The sequence below is a fragment of the Vibrio sp. 1557 genome (genome assembly GCF_033340175.1).
Lineage (GTDB): Bacteria > Pseudomonadota > Gammaproteobacteria > Enterobacterales > Vibrionaceae > Vibrio > Vibrio alginolyticus.
The window spans coordinates 136970-153728 of sequence record NZ_JAWOVZ010000009.1 but is presented as its reverse complement, the minus strand read 5'-3'; the positions used below and the strand labels follow the sequence as shown (position 1 = coordinate 153728).

The window sequence follows — 16759 nt, the reverse complement described above, 5'->3', positions numbered from 1 at the left end:
TAAAGGTAATGTTGGATGTTAACCGCACTCGTCATTGATGATGAACAGTTTGCTCGTGAAGAGCTAGCAGAGTTACTGGATGAAACAGGCCAAGTTGAGGTCGTGGGCGATGCCTCAAACGCAATCCTCGGCCTAAAAAAAATCAATGAACTTAAGCCTGATGTGGTGTTTCTCGATATCCAAATGCCTCAAGTCACGGGGATTGAACTACTTGGGATGCTTGATCCAGAAACCATGCCTTATGTGGTTTTTGTCACGGCTTATGATCAGTATGCGATTCAAGCATTTGAAGACAATGCCTTTGATTACTTGCTCAAACCTGTCGACCCATGCCGGCTAACTAAAACGGTAAAACGACTAAACAAAGTCATTAGCCAATCCGCCCTAACGCAACAACTGTCTGCTATTACACCTGACACGTTGGATCAGATACCGTGCATCGGACACAACCGCATCGTTATCATGGCCACCGACACGGTGGAATGTGCTTACAGTGATATCAGCGGCGTGCATGTACGCTCCACCAGCCAAACCGCGAGCACCCAACTGACATTAAAAACGTTGGAAGAGAAAACCCCTCTAGTCCGCTGCCATCGTCAATACTTAGTCAGTATTAAAGCGATTAGCGAAATCAAGTTACTGGAAAATGGGTTAGCGGAAATCATCACCAAAACAGGCTTTGAGATACCAGTAAGCCGCCGCTACTTAAAGGTGCTCAAAGAGATGCTCGGCATTAGCCACTAACACAAAAACTTCACACATCATCGCTGAGTTTCCGCTAGCGTATAAATAGGACGCTCTGAAAAGACGAGGCGATGATGTATAAAGTTTTATTCATATGTAAGCACAACGCTGGACGAAGCGTCCTCGCGGAGTCAATCGCAACCAATATCCTGTCAGCGGATTTTAGTGTCACCAGTGGAGGCTCACATCCCACAGGCAAGGTGCACCCAGTGGTGCAAAAATATTTAGATGACCACCAACTCCCCATTCCGCATATCCACACACATTCATGGGAGGAGCGAACTCAGTTTCTTCCCGACATCGTTATTATTCTCTGTGATTCTTTACATCAAGAAACCGCTCCTCAGTGGCTTGCGGGGGGCGTTCGAGTAAACTGGCAAGTTGATGCTTTTCCGACCTATGGTTCTGATGAAGACATGTACGCACATTGCGAAAAGGTTGCTCAATCGCTTGAGCGAAGAATCACGAAGATGTCTGATATGATTATCGATGGTTTAGGAAAAGACCAAATTCGTGATTACCTAAATGAGTTAAGAGAGATGTAAAAAAGGCGACCCAAAGGTCGCCTTTTGAATATTCGATAAATGGAGACTAATCCACTTGCTTGATTTGCAATTCTTTAGGTACTTCAAAGAACATATTCTCTTCACGGCCAAGTACTTCATCAACCGCTTCGGCACCAACGAGTTCTTTGATTCGCTCTAGAATCTGATTAACGAGCTCTTCCGGAGCAGATGCTCCCGCAGTCACGCCGACCTTTGTTTTGCCTTCGAACCACTCAGGTTTGATATCTTCCGGACAGTCGGTTAAGTAGCCAGGTGTCCCTAGCTTTTCAGCTAGCTCTTTAAGACGTGTAGAGTTTGATGAGTTTTTAGAACCCACCACAACCATCACATCTACGTCACCAGCTAATTCACGTACGGCATCTTGGCGGTTTTGTGTCGCATAACAGATATCGTCTTTACGTGGACCTTGGATATCTGGGAACACGCGGCGTAGCTCTTCGATAACATCGGCAGTTTCATCGACAGAAAGCGTCGTTTGGCTTACGTAATGAAGATCGGATGGATCTTTCACAATCGCCTTCAGTTTCTCAACATCGGCTGGAGTTTCAACCAAGTACATACCACCGGTTTCACTGGCGTATTGCCCCATCGTACCTTCGACTTCAGGGTGACCTGCGTGACCAATCAGAACCACTTCCATATTACGACGGCTCGCACGCGCCACTTCCATATGCACCTTAGTTACTAAAGGACACGTTGCGTCAAATACGGTCAAATCACGCAGCTTGGCTTCCTGACGAACCGCCTGCGATACACCATGAGCAGAAAAAATCACAATGTTGTTGTCTGGCACTTCATGCAGCTCTTCAACGAAGATAGCACCACGTTGTTTTAGCCCTTCAACCACAAAACGGTTATGCACCACTTCATGACGCACATAAATCGGTGGCTGATACATCTCTAGCGCACGCTCTACGATGCTAATCGCACGGTCTACACCAGCACAAAAGCCGCGTGGGTTAGCTAATAGGATTTTCATTTCATTGCTCATGGAAATTATCTTTATTGGGTTCGCTATTCTACTGACAAAATTTCAACTTCGAAAGTCACGTCTTGTCCCGCTAGAGGATGGTTGAAGTCCACAGTGACTGAATCGCCTGCAATCTCTGTAATAATGCCCGGGATTTCCATGCCATCAGGGCCACTGAAGGCCATGATTGTACCAACTTCCACTTCTGCATCACCTACAAATTTAGTGCGATCCATATAGTGAATATGATCAGGGTTTGGCATACCAAACGCGTCTTCTGCCTTTAGCTCAATCGCTTTTTGTGCGCCTGTTTCGAGGCCTATCAAGCACTGCTCAAAGTTTTCACTCAAGCTGCCATCACCCATAACAAATTTCGCTGGTTTACCCATGTTATGAGTACTATCTGCAACCGATCCGTCTTTCATTTTAATCGTAAAGTGAAGGGTTACTACCGATTCATTGGTTATTGTTGTCACGTTAATGCTTCCTTGTTCTTGGGTTATTACGCTGTCAGCTTGGTCTTTTTATACATTGATATGCTGATTGGCGCTCCAACATAATAAAAAGCGTCGCTCGAATCAACGGACGACGCTTAGGGTTATTCGATATACCGCAAAAGATTACTTGTCAGCGTCTTTTTTACGGAAGCCATCCAGAATAATCATTGCCGCACCAATACAGATCGCCATGTCAGCAAGGTTGAATGCTGGCCAGTGGTAGTTACCCCAGAAGAAGTCTAGGTAATCAACAACAAAGCCATGAACGACGCGGTCAAACACGTTGCCCACTGCACCACCAATAATCAGTGCATAAGCAATGTTGTTCCATTTTTCTTTTGCTGGAAGCTTACTCATCCAGTAGGTCAAAAGACCCGTAACAACAAACGCGATACCTGTAAATAACCAGCGCTGCCAACCAGCTTGATCGCTCAAGAAGCTGAAAGCGGCACCGTAGTTATGAACGTAAAGTAGGTTGAAGAATGGCAACACCTCAATTCGGTTTGCCCATCCGTAGCCCATGTTGTCCATCACCACCAATTTGATGCCAATATCTGCAATAAATACCAGAATTGCTAACCACAGCCAGCGAACTCCAGATTGCTTTAACGTCAGTGCTTTTTCACTCATTACTTTACCTACAAACAGCCCCAGTAAATACTGGGGCTGTTAATTTAAAAAAAAGTTCAGTCGTTCTAGGCAATTACGCGAATTTACGTACTTCACCTTCGCCGTCTACGTTAGACACACAACGACCACAGATTTTCTCGTGACCTTCAATTGTGCCTACGTCTGGCGTGTGGTGCCAACAACGATCACACTTCTCGCCTTCAGCTGCTGCTACTTCAACAAATAAGCCTTCGATATCTGTGGCTTGTGCTGCATCCGTCTTCTCACCTAGAGGCTTAACTTTCGCCGCAGAGGTTAGTAGAACAAAGCGCAGTTCATCTTCAAGTTTGTTGATCTTCGCCGCTAGTGCGTCATCAGCAAATAGAGTCACTTCAGCTTGTAGTGCACCACCAATGGTTTTCTCTTTACGCGCATCTTCTAGAAGTTTGTTTACCGCACCACGAACCGCTTGGATCTCAGACCAGAATTCGTTGTTCAGCTCTTCACCTTCAGCAAGACCGAATAGACCGTCGAACCACTCACCAGTGAATACGAACTTGTCGCGTTGACCTGGCATTTCGTTCCAGATTTCATCTGCAGTGAACGACATGATTGGCGCCATCCAACGAACTAGCGCTTCTACGATGTAGTAAAGTGCAGTCTGACAGCTACGTTGAGCGTTGCCGCCACGTTTTGCTGTGTACTGACGGTCTTTAATTACGTCTAAGTAGAAAGAGCCCATTTCGATTGAACAGAATTGCATTAGACGCTGAGTCACACCGTGTGTGTTGTACTCTTCGTATGCTTTAACAATCTCTTCTTGTGCTGCTAGTGCACGACCAACCGCCCAGCGATCTAGCGCAACCATCTCTTCAACAGGAACGATGTCTGTTTCAGGGTTGAAGCCGCTCAAGTTAGCTAGGAAGAAACGCGCTGTGTTACGGATACGACGGTACGCATCTGCGCTGCGTTTTAGGATTTCATCAGAAACCGCAACTTCACCAGTGTAGTCTGTAGAAGCAACCCATAGACGAAGAATGTCAGCACCTAGCTTGTTGGTTACGTCTTTTGGCGCAACCACGTTACCGATAGATTTAGACATCTTACGACCCTGACCGTCAACCACGAAACCGTGTGTCAGTACTTGTTTGTAAGGTGCTTCGTCTTTCATCGCAATAGATGAAATTAAAGAAGATTGGAACCAACCGCGGTGTTGGTCAGAACCTTCTAGGTATAGGTCTGCACTGTTGCCGTTGTACTCTTCACGAGCATCAACAACAGAGAAGTGAGTGACACCTGAATCGAACCATACGTCTAGCGTATCTAGCACTTTTTCGTATTGGTCAGCGTCAGCACCTAGTAGTTCAGCGGCATCTACATCCCACCATGCTTGGATGCCTTTCTCTTCAACCAGCTTAGCGACTTTCTCGATCAGCTCTAGCGTGTTTGGATGAAGTTCTGCTGTTTCTTTATGAACAAACAGAGCAATTGGCACACCCCAAGTACGTTGACGAGAGATACACCACTCAGGGCGACCTTCGATCATACCTTCGATGCGGCTTTGACCCCACTCAGGCATCCACTCTACATTCTTGATTGACTCTAATGCTTTAGCACGTAGGCCAGCTTGGTCCATAGAAACGAACCATTGAGGTGTAGCACGGAAGATGATTGGGGTCTTATGACGCCAACAGTGTGGGTAGCTGTGCTCGTAAGCGTGGTGGTGTAGTAGTGCACCTTTTTCTTTTAGTACTTCTACTACTGCATCGTTCGCTTTAAATACGTGCTGACCAGCAAATAGCTCTGTATCTGGTAGGTAAACACCGTTTGAGCCAACTGGGTTTGCTACTTCTAGGTTGTACTTGTTACCAACCGCGAAGTCTTCTTGACCGTGACCAGGAGCAGTGTGAACAACACCAGTACCTGAATCAGTCGTAACGTGATCACCAAGGATCGCCGGTACAGTGAAATCGTAGAATGGGTGTTGGAATTGAGAAAGCTCTAGGTCCGCACCTTTAGCAAAGCCAAGGTTGTGGAAGTGCTCGATACCCGCACGGTCCATTACGTCTTTCGCTAGCTCAGCAGCAACGATGATACGCTCAGCGTTGTCGCCTTCTGTTTGGATAAGCACGTACTCTAGATCATCACGTAGACATACTGCGCGGTTTGCAGGCAGTGTCCAAGGTGTTGTTGTCCAGATAACGATAGATACGTCACCGTGACCTTCATGACCTTCTGTCAGTTCAAATTTAGATAGCAGTGCCGCTTCGTCAGCCGCTTTAAAACGAACGTCGATAGATGGCGATACTTTATCTTTGTATTCTACTTCCGCTTCAGCAAGAGCAGAACCACAGTCTGTACACCAGTGAACAGGTTTGAAACCTTTTAGCAGGTGACCATTGCTTGCGATCTTACCAAGAGCACGAATAATGTTCGCTTCAGTTGCGAAATCCATAGTGCGGTATGGCTTGTCCCACTCACCCATGATACCAAGGCGTTTGAAGCTCTCTTTCTGACCTTCAACCTGACCTGCTGCGTATTCACGACATTTCTCGCGGAATTCCGCTGCTGTCACTTTTTGGCCTGGCTTACCTACTTTCTTCTCTACCATTAATTCGATTGGTAGACCGTGGCAGTCCCAGCCTGGGATGTAAGGTGCGTCAAAACCTGAAAGTGTTTTGGATTTAATAATAATGTCTTTAAGAATCTTGTTTAGTGCGTGACCAATATGAATGTCACCATTTGCGTAAGGAGGGCCATCGTGCAATACGAATGACTTTTTGCCTTTCTTAGCTTTACGGATTTCACCGTAAAGATCTTCTTTGTACCAACGCTTAAGCATTTCTGGCTCACGATTGGCCAGGTTGCCGCGCATTGGAAACCCTGTTTCAGGTAAGTTCAGGGTATCTTTATACTCACTCATCGATTCTTAATTCCGTTATATTGGGCGAAAATTAGACATTATGTTGGACGGTGGAATAAACCGCTCAACGCTTAAGCTGACGCAGCCACACCCTTGCTGCTTCAGCATCCAATTCGATTTGTTGTTTAAGTGCTTCAAACGACTCAAACTTTTGCTCATCTCGAAGTTTATGCAAAAGTTCCACTTCTAGTTGCTTGCCATATAAATTGGCATGAAAGTCGAATAAGTGCACTTCTAACTGTTGGCGAACACCATTGACGGTTGGTCTTTGACCAATATTAGCAACACCACCAACTGGCTTATTTCCTAAGCCAAGCGCTTGAACAACATAGACTCCGGAAACCGGAGAAACACAGCGTTTCAAAGGAATATTTGCAGTAGGGAACCCAATGGTTCGACCTAGCTTTCTTCCGTGAGAAACACGACCGCTGATGCTGTAGTTTCTTCCCAGCATCTGTTGCGCGGAATGCAAATCGTCACGCGCCAGCGCTTGCCGGATAGCCGTACTGCTGACACGTAATTGTTGTAAACAAAAGCTCTGGGTACTTACGACATCAAAGCCGTATTTTTCCCCTGCTTCCTGCAGCATTGCAAAGTTACCTGTACGGCCTTTGCCAAAGCAGAAATCATCACCAACGACAAGAAACTTAACACCCAAACGCTCGACCAACAAGTCACGGATAAACTCTTCCGCGGTTAAACTTGCAAAATGGCGATTGAAATTGACACACAGTAAGCGGTCAATATCGAGCTTACTCAATTGCACGAACTTATCGCGTAATCGCGTCAACCTTGCAGGTGCCTTGTCTTTGGCAAACAGCTCCATCGGCTGAGGTTCAAAGGTCATCACAACAGAAGGCAAGGATAGCCTGTCCGCTTGCTCAGACACTTGCTGCAATACTTGTTGATGGCCTTTATGGACACCATCGAAATTGCCAATAGTCAGCACACAACCATGATGTCGCGGGTTGATATTGTGAATGCCTCTAATCAGTTCCATTGGATACTGCTTTCTGCCTCTGTTTTACTTTACACTGTGTGAAACTGACGGATTATATACTAATCACCCTCAGTCTGTCCCAGCTTTTAGGTCTTTTAAACGCGCACCAGTTAAAAATAGAACCATTAGGTAAACCACGGCTCCTAAACCGATCAACATCCCTAGCACCGCGCTTCGGTGAGCAAAGCTCCAGCCCAGCCATACTGACATATCTTCCAGTTGCCATAAGATTGCCGCCACCATCGCCGCGCCAGCAATAGCTAAACGTATAATAAAGAAGACGGTTCGCTTAGTGATTTGGTATACCTCTGCGATGTGCAGGCCACGATACAGCAGTGCCATATTCACAAATGCCGATAGTGCCGTCGCGATAGCCAAGCCAACGTAGCCATAGAAGTACGCAAAAATTGCATTAAATACCATGTTGGTCACCATCGCAATGATGCCGTATTTCACTGGCGTTTTAGTGTCTTGACGCGAGTAATAACCCGGAGCGAGCACTTTAATCAGCATAAAGTTCAACAAGCCTGAAGCGTAAGCAAAGAGTGACAATGATGCTTGATGTACGTCTTGTGGCGAAAACTCACCTCGCATGAATAACACCATCAACATAGGTTTTGCCAGTACCATCAAACCAAGCATTGCAGGAAGGCCAAGTAAGATCACCATGCGCACCCCCCAGTCCATGGTTTGTGCGAATCCTTCATTTTGTGCGTCAACATGTTTGCGTGATAATGCTGGTAAAATCACCGTTGCAATAGCAATACCAAACAGACCTAACGGGAATTCCAACAAGCGATCTGAATAGTACAACCAACTGATCGAACCGGTTTGCAGAAAGCTGGCAATAAAAGTATCAAACAACAAGTTGATTTGGCTTACCGACACACCGAACAAAGCAGGAATCATTAAGGTTCGGATCTTCACCACGCCCGGATCGCGCCAGCCCCATTTCGGCTTAACCATAACCCCCGCTTTAATAAGGAAAGGGATTTGAAATAAGAACTGAACCAAACCACCAAGGAAAACACCGATGGCAAGACCAATCTCTGGCTGTGACATCTGCGGCGAGATAAACCATGCTGCCAAAATGATCATTACGTTGAGGAAGACGGGAGTAAACGAAGAAACCGCAAACTTACCTAGTGTATTGAGAATGGCTCCCGATAGGGCAACAAAAGTGATGAACCATAAATAAGGAAAGGTAATCTTGAGCATCACGCTAGCAAGTTCGAACTTCTCAGCCGCGGGACCACCATGCATCCAGTCTAGGAACCAACCAAAACCAAACAGTGCAGTCACCACACCGGAACCTAGAACACCTAAGATGGTAACAATTGAGACTATCACCCCCAATGTGCCCGCTGCACGAGCAATGAGCTCCCGAGTTTTATCCATGTCGCCTTGAGCATGGCTTTCCGTTAAAACAGGTACAAACGCTTGGGAAAAAGCACCTTCAGCAAACAAACGTCGTAAAAAATTAGGAATTTTATTGGCGAAGAAAAAAACGTCTGCGCTTGCTCCTGCCCCCATTAAATTTGCCACTACAACATCACGAACTAGGCCAAGAACGCGGGAAATAAATGTCATAGCACTGACGATCATGCCAGACTTGAGTAGTCGTTTACTCACTGTAACCTCGGAATATCACCATAAGACAGCTAACCCTATACTGTTTCTCTGACAGGTGCTGCAAATAGACGTCAAAAATCTATCCGCGGGTTGTAAGGAATAAGTGTGCCTTTCGCGGATAATTATTAGCATTGGTATAAAAATGCTGTTAGAATCCCCGCCATCTTAACCGCGATAACCTCTCTTACCAAAATTTGTTTTGGCTTAGATCGGTTTTTGCACAAATCATTTGACATTTAAGCGCAAATGAGGGATATTCCTCGCCCTTAAATTGTCACAGAACTAAGTTTTTGGGAGTTAGACCCTTGGCAAATAGTAAATCTGCTAAGAAGCGCGCTATCCAAGCTGAGAAACGTCGTCAGCACAATGCTAGCCGTCGCTCAATGATGCGTACTTACATGAAGAAAACTGTTGCTGCTATCGAAGCAGGCGACAAAGAAGCTGCAACTGCTGCATTCGCTGTAGTTACACCTATCCTAGACCGCATGGCAACTAAAGGCCTTATTCACAAGAATAAAGCAGCTCGCCATAAGTCTCGTTTCGCTGCACAAATCAAAGCTCTTTAATAGAGTCCTGATTTTACAGTGAAGAAAAAACCGACCTTGTGTCGGTTTTTTTATATCTACAAAATTTTCTTAATAAAAAAAGCTGGCAATGCCAGCTTTTCTTTTTCTGAATGTCCCATTTAAAGACATCAGCTTATTCATTACCCATATAACGCTCAAACTAGAAAGCACTAATAAAACACTTGAGAACAAAGCAAATTGGTCGATGAGTAGTACCCTATCATCAAAAGTTTAACGCCACTCTCAAATATTCCAACAAGTTAGATTCACACTCTAAGATGAGCAGTATATTAGGACTATTTAATTAATGTTGAGCACTCTCAGCACAATAAAGACTATGCAGTGTTTTTATTAACGCTTTCACTTCATCACTATTTAATGTGTAGTACACCGTTTGTGCTTCTTTCCTTGTCGTGACTAACTCATCACGGCGAAGCCAAGCAAGATGCTGAGATAATGCCGACTGGCTTAGCTCTAACTTTGCACACAGCTCTCCCACGGACAGCTCTTGGTTATGCAGCATACAAAGGATTTGTAGGCGTCTCTCGTTTGCCATCGCTTTGAGCAACACGACGGCTTTTGCGGAGTTCTGCTCCATTTCTTGTAGATTCATGTGTTGGACCTCTAGCTACAACTTACTTATTCCAACCCTGGCCAGCTTGTTGTGTTGCACTGATTTATATATCTAAGAAAATCAAGATACACTTCCAGAGTCTTCATTATTAGAACCTCTAATTTAGTTGTTAGTGATACACCAATATTATCCACCAAGGATTTTAATTGGTGCGCCATCAATAATTAATAGTTTTGCTCACTAAAACAAGTATCTTGCTTACTTAGATATTATTTAGAATTATATTTTTATTGATAGTAATCTATTTATTTACGCAACGATACGGGTTTACTCAAACATTTGACTGAAATCAGCATCACAAACATTTTTTACCGCGGGGTGTTGGATCATTCGTTCCGCAAAAATCACGTAGTACTCTTCTTTTAGCCCATCGACATGGCCAATTAGCTGTAAATTTCGGTCGTCTTCAATCTCCGACATGTATACGGTCGGTGCCAAGAAAATCACATCATCGTGGTACCGAGCAAAAGCTTTCATCAACGCAACATCATCAAACTCCCCCAGCACATTGGGTTGAAGACCTTGACGATCAAACCATTGAATAACTTTACGCCCCATAGCCGTTCGGCTCGCGGGAATCAGAAGTTTTTTTTGTTCCAAGATCTCAGGGAATCGCACATTTTCAATTTCAGAAGAAGCAAAAAAGCTCATGCTACTTTCACCTAACTTTTTGCTATAAAGGCCAGGACTTTGAGTAGAATCAACGGGACAATCCGAAAGGATCATATCTAGCTTGTGCTGAGAAAGGCGTTCAAGTAGCAGTTCGTGGGTCGATTCATAACAGCGTAAATGAATACTGTTATCTTCCGGGACGGTCGTCATCAGTACTTTACTGACCAAGCGTTTAGATAATGCATCGGCTACACCAACTTCAAATAGAATGTTCGAGTGCTGGCTGTAATTGACGATATCTAACATCTCATAGCTCAAACCGAACATCCGGTCGGCGTACTTAAACACAAGCTGACCTAACTCAGTGGGCTCAACTGTACGACCATTGCGCTTGGTTAACTTTCCTTTCATGCGCTCTTCAAGCGCTTTAATCTGTCCTGTCACGGTTTGCGGTGTCAGGAAGAGCGCGTCAGCCGCCTTAGTTACAGAGCCCTGTTTGCACACCATCCAGAAATAATAGAGATGGTTGTAGTTTAGATGTGACATGATCGAGTCCCGAAAAGAAAGTGATACTTTTTATACCAAATGTGACAGAGACAAACAATAAACTCGACAAAACCATACAATACCTTACAAAAGCATAAGTTTTACCGAAAGTATAAAGTCAACACTGTCATAAAAGTTGAACTGAGGCGCATTTTCTCTACAAAAAAAACGCAAAAACCAAACAAAACTAAATCAAAATTTAACCATTAAAATCAACAAGTTAAAAATTAATTTTCTTCCTCTTTTACGCCATTATCAAAAAGAACAATAAAAATCTCTCACAGCAAGAAATCTGTAATATTACTGAAATATTTGTTCTCTAACATCGCCCGCAGATTCAACTACAGACCGAAAAATGAACTGAAAGGTCAACGGAGAAAATTATGATGAACCAAGCTACTTCAACAGTGGCACCAATTTCGAGCACAGCTCGTTGGTTACGCTGGGCTAACTTGGCATTCATGTTATATCTGCTTCTTCTAGCAGTATCTATGGTTGGTAGTGGCTTTAAATGGGCAACTGGCGATCAAGCTAAGGTGCTATTTGAATTTGCCGCACACCCAGTTGCAGGTCTAATGATCGGCTTGGTGGCAACAGCCTTAATTCAGTCTTCAAGTACTGTAACGTCTATTATTGTAGGCTTGGTTGCAGGTGGCTTACCTGTAGAAACCGCTATCCCTATGGTGATGGGTGCTAACATTGGTACCACAGTGACCAATACGCTTGTGTCTCTTGGCCACGTGCGCTGTAAAGAAGAGTTCAAACGTGCATTTGCAAGTGCAACCATTCATGACTTCTTCAACTTGCTTGCTGTCGCTATTTTCCTTCCGTTGGAAATGATGTTCGGCATTTTAGAGAAAGTTTCTCACTGGCTTGTTTCTCCACTGCTTGCTACTGGTGATATGAGCATTAAAGGCTTCAACTTTATTAAACCAATTACAAAGCCAGTCGTAGGCGCAATTAAAGAGCCACTTTCTACCTTCGGTGATACTGTTGGCGGCGTCATGCTTATTGCTTTGGGTATTGCGACTATCTTCATTGCAATCACAGTGATGGGTAAATTGATGAAGAGCCTAATGGTTGGTCGCGCACGTGAAATTTTGAAAAACGCCATCGGTCGTGGTCCTATTCACGGCATCGTATCAGGCTCAATCGTGACCGTTCTAGTACAATCTTCCTCAACCACGACAAGTTTAATGGTTCCGTTGGTTGGTACTGGCGTGTTGAAAGTACGAGATATCTACCCTTTCACTCTGGGTGCTAACATTGGTACTTGTATTACGGCACTACTAGCAGCGACAGCGGTATCTGGAGAGTTCGCAGTATTCGCACTACAAATCGCTCTAGTCCACTTAGTATTTAACATCATGGCGACGCTGTTTATCTTTGGAATTCCATTCCTACGTGAGATTCCGGTTAAAGGCGCTGAGATGATTTCTGAAATGGCTATTAAGAATAAAGCAGTTGTTGGTGGTTACCTAATGTCAGTATTCGTTATTCTACCAGGTGCAATTCTAGCCCTAACAACGTAACAACAACGACATACCATCGCTTATTGTTTAGGCTCCACATCGTGGAGCCTTTTTTATGATAATTAAACTGTTCAAATCGATTGTCCGGTGATAATTTGAGCCACATCAGCATGCTTATGCTGAGCTATCTCATTTGGAGTCGACAACATGACGCAGCTTAATGACGCTATTTCTGATCAGCTACTCGCAATAGACGAAAACCTAACCCAACTGGTTGCTGATATTGATATCCTCAGTAGCGTGAATCCTCTTAATTATGCTCAAGAAAGAGAACGTTTCATTAAAAACAAATATTCTCAAGAGCCTAATTTTCAATATTCAATTACTAACGTAGATACCCACAGCGCAAAGCGACGTCTATATGAGCTACCTCTAGAAAACATTCAAGACACCCAACTGCAGAGGCTGTACGCGGATGTAATTCAGTCTTATGCAGATAAACTGGATCAAGTGAATACCATAGGTACGCAAGAGTTTCTTTATAACTCCTTACGCTATTATGGGGAACCGAGCGCCAAAGATATTGCCAACGCCCATTTCATATTGCACCTTCCTACAGAAGAAGAAAAAGAACCTCAGCACGATAGCCGTGCAATAGCACGTTTCATGCAAAATTTTGCTCAACGCAATGGGTATGAATGTGAAATACAGGTGTTGGACGGGATGTTAGCAAACGCACTAGTTTCAGGATCTAGAGTCAAAATTAACCACGCGGCGTACATCACCACTGATGAGCTGGAGGCTCTTGCACATCATGAAATGGGAGTACATCTCCTAACTACGCTTAACGGTCGTCAACAACCGCTAAAAGTCCTGAGCTTAGGTTGTCCTGCCAATACCAACACTCAAGAAGGGCTGGCTATATTATGTGAGTATCTGTCAGGACATTTCAGTATCAAGCGCCTAAGAACCTTAGCCTTACGAGTTCTGGCAGTAGAGTCGATGATCAAGGATCGCGATTTCCGCCATACGTTCATGCTATTAAAAGAACAGTATAAAGCTTCTGATCTTCAAGCATTTACAACGACTGCCCGAGTCTATCGAGGTGGAGGTTTAACGAAGGATTACTTGTATCTTAGAGGATTCCGAGAGGTGCTCAATGCCTATGATAGATTGGGCGATGACTTTTCACTATTGTTGTGCGGGAAAACAGAGCTGAAGTACTTTGAGCTTATCCGTTCATTAGTGAGTAAAGAAATATTCACTCAACCTAAGTTTATTAGCCCGGCACTGTCCACACCGATGCAGACCAACCCAATTCACCGTTATATTGTCAGTGCACTAAAATAATACCTTCTAAGTACAAAAAAGAAAAAAGCTCCATTCGGAGCTTTTTCTATATCTTGAAGAACGATACTCGTTACACTGAGAATGGGTAACGAATAGGATCGTGATGCTCGTACCCTTCAACCCAAAAGTCATCCAGTGTGACCCATGTTTCCAAATCTTCTAGAGATTTAATCTCTGGGTTGATATGGAACGTCGGCGCTTTTAATGGCTCACGTTTCAACTGAACATCGCGCATCAGTTCAAGCTGATCTTCATAAATGTGAGCATTCACAATCTTATGAAATGCCTGACCAGGTTTCTTGCCCGTAATTTGCGCCATAATCACCAAGAACACGTAAACTTGAACCATATTGAAGTTTAAGCCAAGCGGTACATCACACGAACGCTGAGTACTATTCAGGTAAAGCGTATCATCCAGCAATGAAAAATGGTGACTGTACATACAAGGACGCAAGCACCCCATGTGGAACTCACCCGGGTTGTAGAAGTTCAAGATTTCACCGCGGTCATCAACGCCACGCGTTAAGTCATCCACTATCTTACGTAGCTGGTCAACATGACCACCATCAGGTTTCGCCCAGGCGCGCCCTTGAACCCCATAGACACGGCCCATGTCGTCTTCACCTTTACGGTATGGGTTATTCAACCAGGCATCATTTAGGTTGGCATTGGCATCCCAGGTTTTCGTGCCCAGCTTACGAAAATCTTCCGCATTATCGTAACCACGAATATACCCTAATAGCTCTGCAACGGCCGCTTTCCAAAAACTTTTACGTGTGGTGACCAACGGAAATTGATTGTTCGCAACATCGTAGGTTAAATCCGCGTTGATTACGGTCAGGCAGCGCTTGCCTGTACGCTCATTTTCAACCCAAACACCTTGGTCAACGATGCGTTGACACAAATCTAAATACTGTTTCACACCAATACCTTACTTCGTCTTTTGTGGTAATTCGTCTTTGTAATGACCACGTTTGTATGCCCAAACCATCATGAGGACACCGATAACCACCATTGGCAGGGATAAAATCTGTCCCATGGAAATAAAGCCACCGAATAACCCCAAATGAGCGTCTGGTTCGCGCACGTATTCTACTAGGAAACGGAAGGTTCCGTAACCCGCAAGAAAGAGTCCTGAAACAGAACCTAAAGGACGAGGTTTCTTGATGAACCAATTCAAAATGAAGAAAAGGACGATACCTTCAAGCGCCATTTCATAAAGCTGTGATGGATGACGTGGCAGTGGACCGCCATTTGGGAAAACGATCGCCCAAGGCACATCCGTTACTCGGCCCCACAACTCGCTGTTCATGAAGTTACCTAAACGCCCCATACCCAAACCAAATGGCACAAGCGGCGCGATAAAGTCAGCAACACCGAAGAAAGTTCGCCCGTTTTTGTGTGCATACCAGAACATCGCAGTAATCACACCCAGTAAGCCCCCGTGGAAAGACATACCACCGGTCCACACTTTAAATAGATACAAAGGGTCAGCCAGGAAGAGCTCAAAATTGTAGAAAAGCACGTAGCCTACACGGCCACCAATCACCACGCCAAGGAAGCCTGCGAACAACAAATCAGAAACCTGCTCTCGTGTCCAACCACTTCCAGGCTTATCCGCGCGTCGGTTCGCTAACCATAGAGCAAACATAAAGCCCACAAGGTACATCAAACCGTACCAACGAACCGAAACAGGACCAATAGAGATTAAAACCGGATCAATATTGGGAAATTCAATATATCCCTGAGACATAAATCATTCTCTTCTTATCACAACAAAATAAATATACCCAAGTAACCTCTAGATGCTTGGTTCAGCGAGAATGACTTGGGTACAAACTTAGAGCAGCATGGTCGCTGCAACAAACATTAAGAACACCGCGAATATCTTTTTTAATACCGCAGTTGGAAGGTTAGTTGCCAGCTTCGCACCCACTTTTGTTGTGAGCATCGAGGCCATAGCAATCGCTAATAAAGCGGGAAGATAAACATAGCCAATACTGTATGAAGGTAAGCCTTCCACTTTATAGCCATGTAAGATGAAGCCGATCATACCAGAAATAGCAATCACGCAACCACAAACGGAGGATGAGCCCACCGCTTTACGCATCTCTATCCCATGTTTATTTAAAAATGGTACCGACAGTGAGCCACCACCAATACCAGCAAGGCTTGATACGACACCAATTCCCGTGCCGTAAACTACAGTCACAGGGCTGCTCGGCATAGGTTTACTGCTCGTAACTTTAATGGAACGAAACATTTGTACTGACAGGCAAAGAACAATGACACCAAACACTTTCGGCAAATAGTGTGTAGGGATCCACTCAGCAATATTGGCACCAACAAAGCCACCAATGACCACACCAGGCATCAACCATTTTACGACAAACATATCGACATTGCCGAGCTTAAGGTGATTCATCGCCGATGAGCCAGACGTGACAATAATACTCGCTAACGAAGTGGCTAAGGCCATGTGCATACTCATTTCTGGAGAGATCCCAGCAAGAGGAAGCAAATACAACAAGGCAGGAACAACAATCAAACCACCACCGATACCGAGTAACCCCGCCATCACACCCACAAAGGCGCCTAGCGCCAACAATAACAAAAATAAAGAGACGGTCACGATTTC

General features: G+C 44.6%; 16 protein-coding genes. 5 read left to right on the top strand and 11 right to left on the bottom strand.

Annotated elements, in window-relative coordinates; translation table 11 throughout:
- The first annotated feature begins 15 nt into the window (after window positions 1-15).
- Both btsR and R7070_RS13230 read left to right on the top strand, forming a co-directional pair.
- Entirely contained in the window at window positions 16-744 is a 729-nt protein-coding gene (gene btsR / locus R7070_RS13235; protein ID WP_005381917.1) for a two-component system response regulator BtsR, read from the top strand.
- A gap of 71 nt (window positions 745-815) precedes the next feature.
- Window positions 816-1289 (top strand): low molecular weight phosphatase family protein, encoded by a 474-nt coding sequence (locus R7070_RS13230; RefSeq protein ID WP_064377040.1) that lies wholly within the window; start codon window positions 816-818, stop codon window positions 1287-1289.
- A gap of 46 nt (window positions 1290-1335) precedes the next feature.
- On the opposite strand, the gene ispH is transcribed toward R7070_RS13230, so the two are convergent.
- The 6 genes from ispH to murJ all read right to left on the bottom strand — a co-directional run bounded on the left by ispH (window position 1336) and on the right by murJ (window position 8941).
- Window positions 1336-2301 (bottom strand): 4-hydroxy-3-methylbut-2-enyl diphosphate reductase, encoded by a 966-nt coding sequence (gene ispH / locus R7070_RS13225; protein ID WP_017636164.1) that lies wholly within the window; start codon window positions 2299-2301, stop codon window positions 1336-1338.
- Between the two features lie 23 nt (window positions 2302-2324).
- Window positions 2325-2756, bottom strand: a complete 432-nt coding sequence (gene fkpB / locus R7070_RS13220) for an FKBP-type peptidyl-prolyl cis-trans isomerase (RefSeq protein ID WP_005381922.1) — start codon at window positions 2754-2756, stop codon at window positions 2325-2327.
- A gap of 144 nt (window positions 2757-2900) precedes the next feature.
- Complete coding sequence (gene lspA, locus R7070_RS13215; RefSeq protein WP_005385948.1) at window positions 2901-3407, bottom strand: signal peptidase II; 507 nt, start codon at window positions 3405-3407, stop codon at window positions 2901-2903.
- Between the two features lie 73 nt (window positions 3408-3480).
- Window positions 3481-6309: an isoleucine--tRNA ligase gene (gene ileS, locus R7070_RS13210; protein ID WP_017821497.1), complete on the bottom strand. Its 2829-nt coding sequence runs from the start codon at window positions 6307-6309 to the stop codon at window positions 3481-3483.
- A 64-nt stretch (window positions 6310-6373) separates the two neighbouring features.
- Window positions 6374-7309, bottom strand: coding sequence for a bifunctional riboflavin kinase/FAD synthetase (gene ribF, locus R7070_RS13205; protein ID WP_005381933.1), 936 nt, complete (start codon window positions 7307-7309; stop codon window positions 6374-6376).
- Window positions 7310-7378: 69 nt separating this feature from the next.
- Complete coding sequence (gene murJ, locus R7070_RS13200; protein ID WP_085569642.1) at window positions 7379-8941, bottom strand: murein biosynthesis integral membrane protein MurJ; 1563 nt, start codon at window positions 8939-8941, stop codon at window positions 7379-7381.
- Between the two features lie 305 nt (window positions 8942-9246).
- Here murJ and rpsT point away from each other — a divergent pair, with 305 nt between their 5' ends.
- Window positions 9247-9507, top strand: coding sequence for a 30S ribosomal protein S20 (gene rpsT / locus R7070_RS13195; protein ID WP_005381938.1), 261 nt, complete (start codon window positions 9247-9249; stop codon window positions 9505-9507).
- A gap of 304 nt (window positions 9508-9811) precedes the next feature.
- Here the strand turns inward: rpsT and R7070_RS13190 are convergent, their stop codons facing one another.
- Both R7070_RS13190 and nhaR read right to left on the bottom strand, forming a co-directional pair.
- The gene (locus tag R7070_RS13190) at window positions 9812-10120 is read right to left on the bottom strand and encodes an ArsR/SmtB family transcription factor (protein ID WP_256900282.1); all 309 of its coding nucleotides are present in this window, start codon (window positions 10118-10120) and stop codon (window positions 9812-9814) included.
- 288 nt (window positions 10121-10408) lie between these two features.
- Window positions 10409-11299 carry a transcriptional activator NhaR gene (gene nhaR, locus R7070_RS13185; RefSeq protein WP_005381942.1) on the bottom strand — a complete coding sequence of 297 codons (891 nt, stop codon included), beginning with the start codon at window positions 11297-11299 and terminating at the stop codon, window positions 10409-10411.
- Window positions 11300-11685: 386 nt separating this feature from the next.
- Here nhaR and R7070_RS13180 point away from each other — a divergent pair, with 386 nt between their 5' ends.
- The gene (locus R7070_RS13180) at window positions 11686-12831 is read left to right on the top strand and encodes a Na/Pi symporter (protein WP_165439072.1); all 1146 of its coding nucleotides are present in this window, start codon (window positions 11686-11688) and stop codon (window positions 12829-12831) included.
- 147 nt (window positions 12832-12978) lie between these two features.
- Window positions 12979-14121: a flavohemoglobin expression-modulating QEGLA motif protein gene (locus R7070_RS13175; protein ID WP_025768430.1), complete on the top strand. Its 1143-nt coding sequence runs from the start codon at window positions 12979-12981 to the stop codon at window positions 14119-14121.
- Between the two features lie 70 nt (window positions 14122-14191).
- On the opposite strand, the gene R7070_RS13170 is transcribed toward R7070_RS13175, so the two are convergent.
- From R7070_RS13170 to R7070_RS13160, 3 genes are all read right to left on the bottom strand, one after another.
- Window positions 14192-15043, bottom strand: a complete 852-nt coding sequence (locus tag R7070_RS13170; RefSeq protein WP_025768429.1) for a thymidylate synthase — start codon at window positions 15041-15043, stop codon at window positions 14192-14194.
- Window positions 15044-15052: 9 nt separating this feature from the next.
- Window positions 15053-15874 carry a prolipoprotein diacylglyceryl transferase gene (gene lgt / locus R7070_RS13165; RefSeq protein WP_005381948.1) on the bottom strand — a complete coding sequence of 274 codons (822 nt, stop codon included), beginning with the start codon at window positions 15872-15874 and terminating at the stop codon, window positions 15053-15055.
- A gap of 87 nt (window positions 15875-15961) precedes the next feature.
- Window positions 15962-16753, bottom strand: coding sequence for a sulfite exporter TauE/SafE family protein (locus tag R7070_RS13160; RefSeq protein WP_005385965.1), 792 nt, complete (start codon window positions 16751-16753; stop codon window positions 15962-15964).
- Window positions 16754-16759: the final 6 nt, after the last annotated feature.